Source organism: Enterobacter sp. Lyrl_3 (assembly GCF_051948675.1).
Lineage (GTDB): Bacteria > Pseudomonadota > Gammaproteobacteria > Enterobacterales > Enterobacteriaceae > Enterobacter > Enterobacter cloacae.
Genome location: NZ_JAYJLI010000001.1, coordinates 361558 through 376490 on the forward strand (window position 1 = coordinate 361558; position 14933 = coordinate 376490).

A 14933-nucleotide genomic window follows, 5' to 3' on the forward strand; every position below is an offset into this window, starting at 1 on the left:
AAATAATACTCCTGAGTCAAATACGTATTGCCTGTCCGGCACTGATTTTCGCCAGCATCTGCTGGCTTACCTGGCTAAGATCGACCACTTCGCTCACGCCACCCATATTGATGGCCTCGCGCGGCATGCCGAACACCACACAACTTGCTTCATTCTGCGCAATCGTCCAGGCGCCAGCCTGGTGCATTGCAAGCATTCCGGCGGCACCATCGTTGCCCATCCCCGTCAGGATCACCCCAACGGCGTTGCGCCCCGCATGTTTCGCCACCGAATGAAACAGCACATCCACCGACGGACGGTGCCGGTTTACCGGCGGCCCGTCATGAATTTTGATTTGATAGTTAGCGCCGCTGCGCGCCAGCTCCATATGCTTATCGCCCGGCGCGATGTAAGCATGACCCGGGAGCACACGTTCGCCATCTTCCGCCTCTTTCACGCTGATCTGGCACAGCTTGTTCAGACGCTCCGCGAATGAGCGGGTAAAGCCTGGCGGCATATGTTGAGTAATCAAAATACCCGGACTGGAAAGCGGCAATGGCTGGAGTACATGGCGAATTGCCTCTGTTCCTCCGGTTGATGCGCCAATCACCAGCAGTTTTTCCGAGCTGAGTAACGGACCCGCCTTCAGGGTTGCCGGGGCAGCCGTTGGCTTATGGGCCGCGAGCTTCGCGCGCGAGGCGGTGCGGATCTTCTCGGCGATCATTTCGCTGTAGGCCAGCATGCCTTCACGAATGCCAAGCTGGGGTTTGGTGACGAAATCCACCGCCCCCAGCTCCAGCGCGCGCAGCGTAATTTCCGAGCCTTTGCCGGTCAGCGATGAGACCATCACCACCGGCATCGGACGCAGACGCATCAACTTTTCCAGGAAATCAATACCATCCATGCGCGGCATCTCGACATCCAGCGTCAGCACGTCGGGGTTAAATTTTTTAATTAAATCCCGCGCTACCAGCGGATCCGGCGCGGTAGCGACCATCTCCATGTCACTGTGGCTATTGATAATTTCAGTCATGATCTGGCGCATCAGCGCCGAATCATCGACAGACAATACCCTGATTTTACTCATGCTTTTTCCTTACTCAGCGCATATACCGTTTGCCCACGCAGGCTAAACTCACGCACGAGGTTGCTGAAGTTTTCCGAGTGCCCGGCAAACAGTAAACCGTCAGGCTTGAGCAACGGAACAAACCGACGCAGAATGTCCTGTTGCGTCGTTTTATCAAAATAGATCATGACGTTACGGCAAAAAATGGCGTCGAAAGGCCCCGGCACGTTGTACTGCTTATCCAGCAGGTTAACCGGTGCAAACTCCACGCAGTTCGCCAGCTCCTGGCGCACGCGCACCAGCCCTTCATGCGGGCCGGTACCGCGCATGAAGTAACGCTGAAGCTGCTGAGGCGACAACGTCTTCAGCTCATCCTGGCGATAGACGCCGTTACGCGCCTTCTCCAGCACTTCGGTGTCGATATCGCTGGCGTACACTTTCCAGCGACCCGGCGCCATTCCCAGGGTATCGGCAAGGGTGATCGCCAGCGAGTAAGGCTCTTCCCCGGTCGAGGCCGCCGCACTCCAGACGCGATACTCCCCGGTGCGACGGCGGGCGTGCTCTGCCAGTACCGGGAAGTGATGAGCTTCGCGGAAAAAGGCCGTCAGGTTAGTGGTTAAAGAGTTAATAAAAGCCTGCCACTCGGCGCTGTTCTGGTTCGCTTCGAGCATGCTCAGGTAGCGACCAAAGTCATCCAGCCCCAGCGTACGCAGGCGCCGCACCAGACGGTTGTAGACCATGTCTCGCTTATGGTCAGCAAGCACGATCCCCGCACGCTGGTAAATTAACTGACATATCCGACGAAAATGCGCGTCGGACAGCGCGAGGCGCTGTGTCATCTGCAACAATAATGACGTTTGCCCTGGAGGCATTGGTGATGTCATAGCGCCTTCTTAATTACATTCAGGATACAACTGGCACGGCCTGCGACCGCCCGACTTCTGTTACTGCTTCAACGTGCTCTTTGACATTAAATACCGCGACCAGTCCGGTCAGATGATCCGCTTGACTGGCCAACTGATCGGTTGCCGCTGCCGCTTCCTCCACTAACGAGGCATTCTGCTGCGTGACCTGATCCATCTGGCTTACCGCCTGGGCCACCTGCTCAATCCCGCGACGCTGCTCATCAGACGCCGAGGCAATTTCGCCCATGATGTCGTTCACCCGCGTAACGGAGGTGACAATCTCGTGCATGGTTTTCGCCGCCGTATCCACCAGCGCGGAGCCTTGCTGGACGCGGGAGACAGACTCTTCAATCAGCCCTTTGATCTCTTTCGCCGCGTTGGCGCTGCGGCTCGCCAGGTTACGGACTTCACCCGCCACCACCGCAAACCCGCGCCCCTGCTCACCCGCACGCGCCGCTTCCACAGCCGCGTTCAGCGCCAGAATGTTGGTCTGGAACGCAATGCCATCAATCACGCTGATGATGTCGCCAATTTTCTGCGAACTGGCGGCAATATCCTGCATGGTGCTGGCCACATGAGACGCCTGGTCGCCCCCCTTCTTCGCCGTCATCGCCGCCTGTTTTGACAGGTCTGACGCCTGGCGCGCGTTGTCGGCGTTCTGGCTTACCGTCGCAGTCAGCTGTTCCATGCTGGCCGCCGTTTGCGCCAGCGAGGCCGCCTGTTGCTCGGTGCGGGAAGAGAGATCGTTATTGCCAGCCGCAATCTCTGAGATCCCGGTGTGCATGGCATAGCTGCCCTGGCGCACATCGGAGACCGTTTCCCGTAGCGATCCTTGCATCGCCTTCAGGCTGGCAAAGATCGCCGAAATTTCGTTTTTGCCATACACCGCCACCGGACGCGCCAGATCCCCCTTCGCAATGCTGTCGAAGTGGCTGCTGATAATCGCCAGCGGCTGAACAATCATCTTGCGCGACCAGAGCAGCGCGGCACCGGTCAGCAGTGCCGCCAGAATCACCACCACGGTAAAAATCACGCCGGACATGTGGTAGCTCATGCGGCTGCTTTCCCCTGCGCGCTGAACAAACTGGTTAATATCCTGCTGCCAGGCGTTAAAGCTGTCATCAAACGCCGCCTGTGAGGCCTGCACCGGCGCGCTCATAAAGTCCGAGAGCTGGTTGTTCTCAAGCCAGGTCGCCTGGTGATCCAGATCGCTGTGCCACTGCTCAAAGTTCTTCTTCATGGCAGCTTTCAGCGCTTTCCCTTTTTCGCTGACGTCCTCCTGCGCGGTGAACGTTTTGAACTGCGCGTCGGCCTGTTTAAGGCTGTTGCGCGCCGTCGCCATCAGCGCCTTGATATCATCCGGCGGATAACTCAGCGCGGTTAAGGTTCCCGCCTTGTTCAGCGCAGTGCTTGCCTGCAACAGCACGGCACGCGTTTGTGCCAGTGCGGAGCGCTGCTGATTACTCGCCTCAACTTCCTGCAAATTCTGATAGCCATCGCGAAACGCCCAAAAAGACAACCCGTTACTGCCAACCTGCAACACACCGCAAAGGATCAGAATCAAAAACAGTGTGGTCGAGATACGAATACGATTTAACATCCACGCTCCCATCAAGCGGCAAGCAGCCGCGGTTTAAATGTCAGTCAAAATGTTTCCCAGTTTTCATCATGTCCGGTCGTCGCGGCGCGGGTACGCGTGGCCGCCGGCTCAGCGGCGGGCGCACGATACGTGGCTTGCGGGGTGACCGTATTTCCAGCGAGTGAAGCGAGACGAAACGCCGAGACGGCCATCTTCAGACGGCTCGCCTGGTCTTCCAGAGCAGCGGCCGCCGCGGCGGACTCCTGCACCAGAGCGGCGTTTTGCTGTGTCACGCGATCCATTTCCGATACCGCCAGGGCAACCTGGTCGATACCACGACTCTGCTCATCAGAGGCAGAGGCGATTTCACCCATGATGTCCGTTACGCGGGTAACGGCATTCACGATGTCATTCATGGTCTCCCCTGCGCTTTCCACCAGCACGGAGCCGGTATCGACGCGGGAAACCGAGTCTTCAATCAGGGCTTTAATCTCTTTCGCCGCGTTAGCACTGCGGCTGGCGAGATTACGTACTTCACCGGCCACCACCGCAAACCCGCGCCCCTGTTCACCCGCACGCGCGGCCTCAACGGCGGCGTTCAGCGCCAGGATATTGGTCTGGAAGGCAATGCCGTCGATCACGCTGATGATGTCAGCGATTTTCTTCGAGCTGTCGGCAATTTCATGCATGGTTTTCACCACACCATCCACCACCCGACCGCCACGCTGCGCCGTTTCGGACGCGCTTTCTGCCAGCTGAGAAGCCTGACGCGCGTTATCCGCGTTCTGCTTCACGGTGGCGGTGAGCTGTTCCATGCTGGCCGCGGTCTCTTCCAGCGCGGAGGCCTGTTGTTCGGTACGGGAAGAGAGATCGTTATTGCCCATCGCAATTTCGCTGGTGCCGGTATAGATGGCATCCGTGCCGCTACGCACGTTGGCAACGGTATCGATAAGCGAACGCTGCATATGGTCTACGCTGTTGGCCAGTTCGGAGATTTCATTCCGCCCGGAGACAGTGAGCGTTTTGGTCAAATCGCCGCTCGCAATCTCGCGGATATGGGCAATGACGCGACCCAGTGGGTTCAGCAGGCTATGGCGAATGCCGTACCATACCGCGATCAGCACAATGGCCAGCGCCAGCGCCATTACCGCCATCTGCCATTTGGCAAAGCGGTAATCATTCTGGCTTTCCGTAAAGGCCGAGTGGTAGAGATCTGCGCTGGCTTTGGCGTATTCACTCAGCGCCGCGCCAAGCGCGTTTTGCATTCCTTGTGTCGGCTGGGCGAAATAGGCGTCCATGTTGCCGCTCTCCAGGAACTGGATAAGCTCCGTCAGACCGGCATAGTAGGCGTTATATTTTTCGTCGATATTCTGGCTCACCTGCTCCATGGCAGGCTGCGGGGCGATCTTCTTAAAGGCGTCGTAGTGCTTTGCGGCATCCGCAAGGGTTGCGCGGGCATTTTTCAGCAGATCGGTTTTCGCGCTGCTCTGCTGGTTATTGGGATCCATCATCATGCGGGCGGAGGAGCGGCTCAGGTTGATACGCGTTTGCAGCATCAAATCCCACGTTGACGTGAGTTCACTCTGCTGCAGGCGCAGATCGTTTGAGGCGGCGAAACTGTCCTGATTCTGTTTTAACGACGAGAAAAAAAGCCCACCGGAGATAAGCTGAAGTAGTGCGAAAATGACCAGCACCATCATGAGCATTGTGACAACGCGGATACGGTTCAACATACAACACCTTCTCATAGATTTATTAACGGTGTTATCGGCACAGGCCACAGGAACTTTACATTTGCGAAAGGGAAAAGCGCGGGGGTTAGAACGCCACGTCAACAATCAGCGTGTCGGTATAGGTTCCGGCGGGGGGCGTGGCCTGCCCGGTCAGGACTTTGGCGGTGTAATTGTAGGTACGCAGTAATCCGTCGGTACTGACCTGGGACGAGGTCGCACTGGTCCAGCGTTCGGTGCCGCTGCTGCCCCAGCGGTTGGTGGTAGCTTCTTTATAGATGTCGTAACTCATGTAGTTACTGCCGCTCACCATGCGACGAACGTTGTTCAGCGCATTGGCACCATTGTTAATCCCTATGGTATAGGTACTGCCTTTGGTGCAGGTGACGGCGATGGCCTGCGAGACGGTGGGAAAACTTTGTACCAGCGGCGCGCTGTTGAAATTCACGTCCGGGGTGGTCATGGTGCTGCAGTCGTTAGTGACGGTCATGTTGAGAAGGATCGTGGTGGTGGCCGTGCCGGTTTGCGGCGTCAGGCAAAGTCCGGCAGCGCCAACGGCACAGACGTTGTAATTGATGCTGAATGTCAGCAGCACCTGATACGGGCCGGCCGAGACGTTCTGCCCCGGCACCGTACGGAAATAGAGCGGAATGTTGTAGCGCTTCGACCCCAGCAGCCCGAGCAGCGTGTTCCCGCTCCAGGTATAGGCATTACCGATCTGCACTTCGCTGCTACCGCCACAGCCGGAGGCAGCGCACAGGCGCGTGGGTATGACATCGGTAATAGCCGCATTGTCCGTGCGCTTCAGGGTGGCGCGACTGTTGGCGAATATCGATGCCGAGGTGTAAGTCAGCGCCACCGAGTCGTTGGTAAGCAGGTTGAGGACCGTATCGCAGGCCACCACCAGCGTGCCGGTGGTTTCCACTTCCCCGGTTCCGCTCAGCGCGAACGAGGTCACGCTGCCAAACGACGCATTCACCGTACTGACGGTGCAGGCCGCGCCGCTGGCACCGGAGAAGAGCAGCAGAATCACCAGCAGATAACGCGTCACCGTGCCTCCCGACATACCAGCGGCCCGTAGGTTTGCAGCCTGTGTTCCGGGTTCGCGCCAACGGTCAGCGTCACCAGGCACCGTTTGCCCGTCGGGGTGATCACCTCCAGCGAATTGACGTCGCTAAGATTTTCCAGCCAGGCGATCCCGTCATAACCCACCACCGCGTTGCTGCGTGAGGCACGTCTGACCTGGCTGCCCACCGGAATGGCCTGTCCCTCGGCATCATGCAGAATGACACTTGCCACCCGCTCCTGCTCCATCGGGAAGTCCACCAGATAACCGCTGTGGCGGCGGATCGCAATCCGGCGTTCGGTCTCTTTCAGACGCGTATCGGCAGGCAGATTAAGGGTGTCAATGCGGTAACTGGCCGGGTAATAGGCCGACACGCCGCTCACCAGCAGATAGCCGTTGCGATTCGTTTTGCCGACCGGCTGATTCTCGTAGCTGACGGGTACATCCGGTTGACCATCGGTGCTGATCACCACAAAGGCGTCGTTGATTTTATTCGCCGCAAACAGCTCGCCGTCCATCAGCACAATGGAGCCCAGCGCCTCGCTCCACCAGGTCATCATGTCCTTTTCACCGTAGGCCCCGCCCTGCACTTCGATATTATTGTTACGCCAGCCCAAGGTTCCCTGCTGATAATTGTTCGCCCGCGACTGATGCGCCCATGCCATGTTCCAGCTTAACCCGCCATCGGAAGGCATGGAGTGGTTGTAGTTGATGCGCTGCGTGCTGCCTGCCTCCGGCGTGTTTTCGAAGGTGACTGCGGCGCTGTCCCGTTCCCCAAGCGGGACCTGTAGCGAGAGTGCAACCGTCCAGTCGCCCCGCTGCTGATCACGGCTTGCGGCGAGGTAAAGACTGCTCGCGCCCCACAGGTTGCGGCTCCATGAGAGGTTAAGCAGTTCTGTTTTCTGGCTGTCAAAACTCTCCACACCGATCCAGGCAGCCCCGATATTGCCGTACTGCCCAAGGTTAAAAGTCAGGGAATATTGATCGGTATTGCGGCTGAAGCTGGCGACAGGCCGGTCGTTTTCGTCATAGATCGTCGGCTGGTCATAGAGGGCCAGGTTGCCAAAACCGCGATCGCGTCGCGTATGTTGAGTGGCAAGGCTAAAATCGCTGGTACTGTACTGATAGCCCCAGGCGATCTGCCCGCCCTCATCGCCGCGCATCCGGCTTTGGGTATACGCGGTATTCACAACGCCAAAGTGCCCGAGCTTCACCACCGTCCCGGCCCCGCCCAGCGCCAGCGACTCCGCCCCTTCCGCGTGAGCTTCAAGGGTCAGCCAGTCCGTTACCCCGTAGCGATAAGAACCGCTGCCCGCCGCCGGACCATAATCAAAATTGTCGATCCCGTAGTTGCGCCGCAGGCTTCCCAGCGTCACCGCCCCATCGCTCAAGCCGCGTTTAAGCAGTTCGCTGGTGACATAGAACGGCAGCGTAGTGCTCACCTGCCGTCCCAGCGCATCGGTGGTGATCAGCACCGCGTCTCCGGCCCCGTTAATATAGGGCAGATTCGTCAGGGTAAAGGGGCCCGGCTGAAGCTGCGTAGAACCAGACCGATAGCCATTAATAAAGAGATCGACCGAGGTGGGAACCGCTGCTTCCCCGGAGAATTCCGGCAGCGGCCAGGTCACCAGATCCGGGCGCAGGGAGAAGTCACGCCCATAGCTTATCCCACCCATTCGCACGCTGGAGCTCCAGCTCAGGGCATCGCTGATCACATCCCCGGCCGTCCAGGTGGTGGCGTCCTCTTCGTTGGTGACCAGCAGGGTGGTGTCATAGCGCACATATCCGGCCTGCTGGCCGTCATCGCCAGCGAAATTTTTCCGCACATAACCGGTAGAAGAGAGCGAGCCGCGTTCATTGAAGTAGCGGAACTCATGCCACAGAGAAGCCTGGCCGCCCACGTGTTCCGTGTGGTTAGTATAAAGATCGTAATTCAGCAGCGCCCCGCGCCCAAAGTGAGGTTTGCTTTGCGCGGTTTGCCCGCCAAAGGAGGTCACCCGGGAGGCCACCCATTCGCGGGGCACGGTGAGCAGCAGACGCTGTCCGGCGCTGTCGTACTCCACGCGAACCTGAGCAAGCGATGAGAGATCCACCTCGCCGGTCGGCACATGCTCCGGCGGCAGCCCGGCACGCAGCAAATCGGCGCTCGAGACAAAGTAAGCGCCTTTACGCTGCGTCACGGGCACCACCAGACCGGTATCGTAGTGGTTCACTATGAGGCCAAGCTGAAAAACCGCCTCATCGTTCACCGCCCGGGCCTCGGGAGGCGGCGGTAAACTGTCATCGCCGGGTTCTGCCCAGGCGCTGGTCGTGACGCAAAGCAGGATCATCATCGCCGGTTTCAGTTGACGGGCGTCGACTGCCATTGTTCATCCCTGGCGTTAATCTGCGCGCGCATCTGGTCTGGCTGCCGAATTCCGGCCGGGATGGCCCAGCTGCGGGTACTGCCCGCCAGCACGTAGCCCAGCAATCCCTCAGCAACAGGACGTTTCTGCCCGCCCTGCACCAGCGAAACCTGACTGAGCCTGACGTGTACATCGCCCCGGTTGTTAACCTCCAGGTGAGGCTGTCCGCCCTCATTTTTTACCCGCCAGCTGAGGTTGTGCGTATCCACAAACGCATGGTGCGCCCCCTCTTTGCTTGTCGGGATCCCCTGCCCATAGACAAAAAGGGGAATGGAATAACGCATCTGCAGTTTGAGACCAATAGCCGGTTCGGCTTTGTTGTCCGGCTGAGGAATTTCATCGACAATAATGCGGTAGGCCTGCTCGACCCCCACCGGAACCGTCCCCTGTTTGATAAGACGAATAAGCTGCTTGCTACCCGCTGCGATGGTGACAATTGGCGGGCTGGCCACCACATCCTGCTGGGCACTGTAACGTTCGAACCCGCCCTCCTGCTTCCAGCGCACAATGCGTACCTGCATGGTGGTTGGGCTGTTTCCTTGATTCTGGATCCACAGCTCCGTGGCTTTGGCATCAGCCGCCAGCCACGGATCGATAGGCCATAACAGAATGGTGGCGGCGGCCTGCACCTGGCCTGCCGCCACGGCCATCACCCCCAGCAAACTTCCCAGACATATGTGCCTGAAATATGCCGTCATCGACTCTCTCCCTTTATCACCATGACAAGGTCACGGTAAGTTGATCAGAATAGGTTCCTGCCGGGCTGAACCCGGTCAATAGCGCCACGCCAAACAGCGGCAGCGCGATGTTATTGCTGTTGGTATAGGTCACCGGAATCGCCTGGTTGACCCCTATTTCGCTGTTCGCCGCAAGTGAACTGCTGCTGTAAAGCCGGTATCCCACCACGTCGTTCCCGCCGTTACGCGTCATTCGCCGCACGGAGGCGTAATTCTGCCCGCCGTTAATACTCATACTCAGCGCCACGCCTGGCGTACAGGCGATCGAGAGTGCCCCGTTTGGTACGAAGCTGGTGCTCACCGGAGCACTCTCCACGCCGGTATGGGTACCGAAGTTCAGCGTGCCTAACAGCCCCCCACTGCCGGTGCTCACCGCGCATCCCGGCACAATGGTCGCGCTGACCTTAAAGGACTGCGACGTGACGGCCATAGCGGCCGGCACCAGCGCCAGCCCGAGGATCAGCGTAAAAAAAAGATGCACGATCCCCTCTGCGCAGTGGCGCAGACCTGAAAAAGCGGTCTTCATGGGCTAAGTGGGCTAATAGGTTACGCTGACATTTATGGTGTCGGTGTAGGTCCCCGGTACCACCGTAACGCTGTTTCCGCCGCCGGTAATACGCCCGTAGAGGGTGTAACTGTCCACCCCACCGGCCGTGGACGCGATCGGCAATGCCGCGTTATTCGCCACAACGTTATTAAATCCGCTGTCGCTATACAGGCTGTATGCCACACCCTGCGCCGTGTTGGTGGTGTTGATCAGATAGCGGGCGGGTGTCCCCGTCGTGCCAACGACGGTGCCCGGCGCAGTGGAGTTGGTATTCCCGGTTATCGCCACCGTGTAGCTGGCGGTTGTACATTGAATCGTGAAGGTGTTTCCGCCGCTGGCACCGGTCAACTGCGTCGTCAGGGTGGAAAAGGTTGCAGGATGGGTCCCGAAATCCAGTGTCCCGAAGTTAATGCCGTTTTGAGTGGGCGATCCATTAATCAGACACCCGTTTGTCAATGTCAGCGTCGCGCCGATAGTGCCACTACTGGTGACCGCCAGCGCCTGATGGGCGGTTGTCGCGGTTAACAGAATGCCAGCGCAGGTCAAAAGGCGTTTTCTTTTCATTTACCACCCTCCAGAAGACGTCTCCGTTCACGTACAACAATTTAGTTTTAACGTTCAAGATGTTAGCCCCGCTTAATGTTCCTCCGAGGGGGTTATTGAGAATTTAGTTTATGGTTATCGCTTCGACCACTGGCGGCCATGTCAGTCACCCCCTTGTCCGATTGACAGAGAAATGATTTTAGAAACATTGGGTTATTGATTTATAAACGGAATTTACCGAATGTTGCCTGAGGATATATCCCATTAAAGTGTGATAAGCGTCACAATATATCGTCGCGGCATTAGCAACAAAATTAATAAAATTTAAAAAGGAGTTGTATCTCCCCCCGCTTTACTTCAATTTATGTGCCGAATAATTTCCCGCGCAGTAATAAAAAATCCATATATATCGGCGCGGGCGACATCTACAGCGCATAGGGGTCTTTTTCGTGGCAAGTGCAAACAAACTTACGCTCTTCATCGTGATATTCATGCTGGCGGGTATTCTTTCAGGGGCGGCCATTCATGAATACGCATCTGCGGATGCCATCAAAACCTGGTCGGATAACATTACGCTTCTCACCGATATTTTCCTGCGACTGATCAAAATGGTGATTGCACCGTTGGTCTTCAGCACGTTGACGGTCGGCATTATGAAAATGGGCGAAACCTCGACTATTGGCCGCGTAGGCGGTAAAGCGATGGTATGGTTTATCAGCTCATCGGTGCTTTCTATTCTGGTGGGGCTGTTTATTGTCACTCTGGAGCATCCAGGCAGCGGTCTGAACCTGACGATCCCCACTGAAGCAGTGGATACCGGGCTGGCCGTCGGCGGCATGACCCTGAAAGCGTTCCTCTCACACACCATTCCGACCAGCATTGCCGGGGCGATGGCGAACAATGAAATTCTGCAAATTGTAGTGTTCTCCATGTTCTTTGGCATCGGCGGCGCGTCGCTGGGCCAGAAATTCAACGCCCCGCTGGTCGCGGCGCTGGATGTGGTATCCCATATAATGCTGAAGGTCACGGGCTACGTCATGTATGTTGCCCCGCTGGCGATTTTCGCCGCGATCTCGTCGGTGATTGCCACCCAGGGTCTCGGCATTCTGCTGAACTATGCCTCCTTTATTGGCGGCTACTATGTGGCGATCCTGCTCACCTGCATGGTGTTGCTGGCAGTGGGTTACATGGTGCTGAAAAAAGAGGTGTTCCGCCTGCTCAGCATGCTGAAAGATCCGGTGCTGGTCGCCTTTACCACCAGCAGCTCCGAGGCAGCGTATCCGAAAACTCTTGAGCAACTGGAGCGATTTGGCTGCTCGCGCAGCATCGCCTCTTTCGTCCTGCCAATTGGGTATTCCTTTAACCTGGTCGGTTCGATGGTCTACTGCTCTTTTGCCTCAATGTTTATCGCTCAGGCGTACAATATTCATTTGAGTTTCTCTGAGGTTACCGTTCTGATGCTGACGCTGATGCTGGCATCAAAAGGCATTGCGGGGGTACCACGCTCTTCGCTGGTGGTACTGGCGGCGACCATCCCAAGCTTTAATATTCCGGTGGCGGGTATTCTGCTGCTGATGGGGATCGACCACTTCCTGGATATGGGGCGTTCCGCCATTAACGTGCTGGGTAACGGGATTGCAACCGCAATGCTGTCGCAGAATGAAGGGGCGCGGGAAGCTGAAGCGGAGCTGGTAGAGCAGGAAGTGTAAGAGTACAAAAGGGGTGTGGCCTGATGCCCTCACCCCACCCCTCTCCCTGTGGGAGGGGGAGCAAACACAAAAAACGGCAACCTGGATTGCCGTTTTGCATTTACCTACGCTACATGGTTCGCCGCGATATCCAGCAATGCCATCTCTTCGCTGTTCAACAGCTTCTCGATGTTTACCAGAATCAACATACGCTCACCCAGCGCACCCAGCCCCGTCAGGTACTCGGTAGACAGCGTGACCGCAAACTCCGGCGCCGGACGGATTTGGTCAGACGTCAGTGAGAGCACGTCAGACACACCATCCACCACGATACCGACCACGCGCTGCCCCAGATTGAGGACAATCACCACGGTGTTATCGTTATACTCCACATCGCCCTGGCTGAACTTCACGCGCAGGTCAACGATAGGCACAATCACGCCGCGCAGGTTGGTGACGCCTTTAATAAACGCTGGCGTGTTCGCGATGCGGGTAACCTGATCGTAACCACGAATTTCCTGCACTTTCAGGATATCGATGCCGTACTCCTCATCGCCTAAAGTGAATACCAGGAACTCCTGTCCTGATGGCTCGCCCGCCAGTTTCGTTACATTACTCATACCGGTCATGTTCTTACCCTTTACTTAATCAGGCGGCTGTGTACGCCACACGTTGTTCACGATTTAATCCCTGAAGCGCCGACACGTCGACGATCAGCGCCACGCTACCATCACCCAGAATGGTGGCGGCAGAAATACCCGGCACTTTGCGGTAGTTGCTTTCGAGGTTTTTCACCACTACCTGGTGCTGACCAATCAACTGGTCAACCAGCAGCGCGTAGCGGCGACCCGCACTTTGCAGGATCACGACGATACCCTGCGTGGCCTCTGTTTTCGCCCCGTCGACTTCGAAGACTTTCCACAGTTCCACCAGCGGCAGGTATTCCCCACGCACTTCGAGCACACGCTCGCCACCTGCCAGTGGGTGCAGATCTTCTTCACGTGGCTGCAGTGATTCCATTACCGCGTTCAGCGGCAGAATGAAGACTTCGTCCGCCACTTTCACCGACATACCGTCGAGGATCGCCAGCGTCAGCGGCAGTAAAATACGAATGGTGGTACCAGAACCTTGCTTAGACTGGATTTCGACGTGGCCGCCCATTTCCTGAATGTTACGCTTCACCACGTCCATTCCCACGCCGCGTCCGGAGACATCCGTCACCTGCTCGGCGGTTGAGAAACCCGGGGCGAAGATCAGCATGCCCACTTCTTCATCGGTCATGTTTTCGCTGACCGCCATCCCCTGCGAAATCGCCTTCGCCAGGATACGCTCGCGGTTAAGGCCCGCGCCGTCATCGGTTACTTCAATACAGATGTTCCCGCCCTGGTGCTCCGCAGACAGGATCAGGTTACCGACCGGGGATTTTCCGGCGGCAATACGGTTTTCCGGCAGTTCGATACCGTGGTCCAGGCTGTTACGCACCAGGTGCGTTAACGGATCGATAATGCGTTCAATCAGGCTCTTATCCAGCTCGGTGGAGCTGCCCATCAACGTCAGTTCAATCTGTTTATTGAGTTTACCGGCCAGGTCGCGCACCAGACGCGGGAAGCGGCTAAACACGTACTCCATCGGCATCATACGGATGGACATCACCGATTCCTGCAGATCGCGGGCGTTACGCTGTAACTGCCCCATGCTGGTAATCAGATCGCCGTGCGTGACCGGATCCAGTTCGTTAGAACGCTGGGCCAGCATTGACTGGGTGATCACCAGCTCGCCGACCAGGTTGATCAGCTGGTCAACCTTCTCTACGGCAACGCGGATGCTGGTCGATTCGCTGGAGCGCGCCGCCGGTTTTTCACCACGGCCCGGGGCAGCAGCTTCTTTAGGAACGGCTTTCAACGCCGGGGCAGCAGGGGCGACCGCGGGCGCAGCAGCCTGAGCCACAGCGGCAACCTCCTCCACTGCAGCAGGCGCGTCAACGGCAACCGCTTCCGTTTCAAAGGCGATTTGATCGGCTTCGATAACAAAGCACAGCACTGCCACGATGTCGTCCTGGCTGATACCGTCATCGAGCGTCGCAGCAAGGCTGTCTTTGCCTTTTACCACGTTGCTTAATGTCGCCAGGTTACCCAGCTCCTCTTCCAGCAGGTTGACTTCGTTCTCTTTCAGGCGTGACAGCACAACGCGCAGTTTCCCCGCTTTAGCGGCGGCAGGTGCTGCATCTTCAGCCGCTGGCGCATCAACAACGCTCAGTTTGGCTGCAGGAACAACGGCTGCGGCGACCTCACCTTTTGCTTCCAGCGCAAGCTGGCGCAGCGCATTGCAGATGTATTCAAAGCTGGCGGCATCAGGCTCTGCCGAACTTTTATAGGCGTCGAGCTGTTCCTGCATAATATCTTTGGTTTCCAAAAACAGGTTGATAATGTCGGTATTGAGCTGCATCTCACCGCGTCGTGCTTCATCAAGCAGGTTTTCCATTAAATGGGTGGTTTCCTGCAGGATGGTAAATCCAAATGTTCCGGCTCCGCCTTTAATGGAGTGCGCAGCGCGGAAGATGGCATTGAGCTGCTCGGAGTCTGGCGCTTCTGGCACCAAATCCAGCAAATGTTGCTCCATATCCGCCAACAATTCGTCGGCTTCATCAAAGAATGTCTGGTAAAAATCGCTAATATCCATGCTCACGCT

At 57.2% G+C, this 14933-nt stretch carries 12 protein-coding genes; 1 reads left to right on the forward strand and 11 read right to left on the reverse strand.

Annotation, left to right across the window (positions count from 1 at the left end):
* Window positions 1-16 precede the first annotated feature (16 nt).
* The 9 genes from VF709_RS01945 to VF709_RS01985 form a co-directional block, all read right to left on the reverse strand.
* Entirely contained in the window at window positions 17-1066 is a 1050-nt protein-coding gene (locus VF709_RS01945; RefSeq protein WP_440230806.1) for a protein-glutamate methylesterase/protein-glutamine glutaminase, read from the reverse strand.
* Entirely contained in the window at window positions 1063-1929 is an 867-nt protein-coding gene (cheR, locus tag VF709_RS01950; protein ID WP_008500429.1) for a protein-glutamate O-methyltransferase CheR, read from the reverse strand. Before cheR ends, VF709_RS01945 begins: the two co-directional genes overlap by 4 nt.
* Before the next feature lie 19 nt (window positions 1930-1948).
* On the reverse strand, window positions 1949-3550 hold the full coding sequence (gene tap / locus VF709_RS01955; protein ID WP_029882322.1) for a methyl-accepting chemotaxis protein IV: 1602 nt from the start codon (window positions 3548-3550) through the stop codon (window positions 1949-1951).
* Window positions 3551-3594: 44 nt separating this feature from the next.
* Window positions 3595-5262 carry a methyl-accepting chemotaxis protein II gene (gene tar, locus VF709_RS01960; RefSeq protein ID WP_095452728.1) on the reverse strand — a complete coding sequence of 556 codons (1668 nt, stop codon included), beginning with the start codon at window positions 5260-5262 and terminating at the stop codon, window positions 3595-3597.
* A gap of 85 nt (window positions 5263-5347) precedes the next feature.
* The gene (locus VF709_RS01965) at window positions 5348-6310 is read right to left on the reverse strand and encodes a Csu type fimbrial protein (RefSeq protein ID WP_038420939.1); all 963 of its coding nucleotides are present in this window, start codon (window positions 6308-6310) and stop codon (window positions 5348-5350) included.
* Window positions 6307-8691 carry a fimbria/pilus outer membrane usher protein gene (locus VF709_RS01970; RefSeq protein ID WP_095439694.1) on the reverse strand — a complete coding sequence of 795 codons (2385 nt, stop codon included), beginning with the start codon at window positions 8689-8691 and terminating at the stop codon, window positions 6307-6309. The genes VF709_RS01965 and VF709_RS01970 overlap by 4 nt, the downstream gene beginning before the upstream one ends.
* Window positions 8667-9428: a fimbrial biogenesis chaperone gene (locus tag VF709_RS01975; RefSeq protein WP_028027939.1), complete on the reverse strand. Its 762-nt coding sequence runs from the start codon at window positions 9426-9428 to the stop codon at window positions 8667-8669. Before VF709_RS01975 ends, VF709_RS01970 begins: the two co-directional genes overlap by 25 nt.
* Before the next feature lie 16 nt (window positions 9429-9444).
* Entirely contained in the window at window positions 9445-9993 is a 549-nt protein-coding gene (locus VF709_RS01980) for a Csu type fimbrial protein (protein WP_028027938.1), read from the reverse strand.
* A gap of 12 nt (window positions 9994-10005) precedes the next feature.
* Window positions 10006-10578, reverse strand: coding sequence for a spore coat protein U domain-containing protein (locus VF709_RS01985; RefSeq protein ID WP_013096056.1), 573 nt, complete (start codon window positions 10576-10578; stop codon window positions 10006-10008).
* Between the two features lie 428 nt (window positions 10579-11006).
* Between VF709_RS01985 and VF709_RS01990 the strand changes: the two genes are divergently transcribed.
* Window positions 11007-12266, forward strand: coding sequence for a dicarboxylate/amino acid:cation symporter (locus VF709_RS01990; protein ID WP_023620134.1), 1260 nt, complete (start codon window positions 11007-11009; stop codon window positions 12264-12266).
* 104 nt (window positions 12267-12370) lie between these two features.
* Here the strand turns inward: VF709_RS01990 and cheW are convergent, their stop codons facing one another.
* Window positions 12371-12874 carry a chemotaxis protein CheW gene (cheW, locus tag VF709_RS01995; protein WP_013096054.1) on the reverse strand — a complete coding sequence of 168 codons (504 nt, stop codon included), beginning with the start codon at window positions 12872-12874 and terminating at the stop codon, window positions 12371-12373.
* A gap of 19 nt (window positions 12875-12893) precedes the next feature.
* Window positions 12894-14930 carry a chemotaxis protein CheA gene (cheA, locus tag VF709_RS02000; protein ID WP_028027937.1) on the reverse strand — a complete coding sequence of 679 codons (2037 nt, stop codon included), beginning with the start codon at window positions 14928-14930 and terminating at the stop codon, window positions 12894-12896.
* Window positions 14931-14933: the final 3 nt, after the last annotated feature.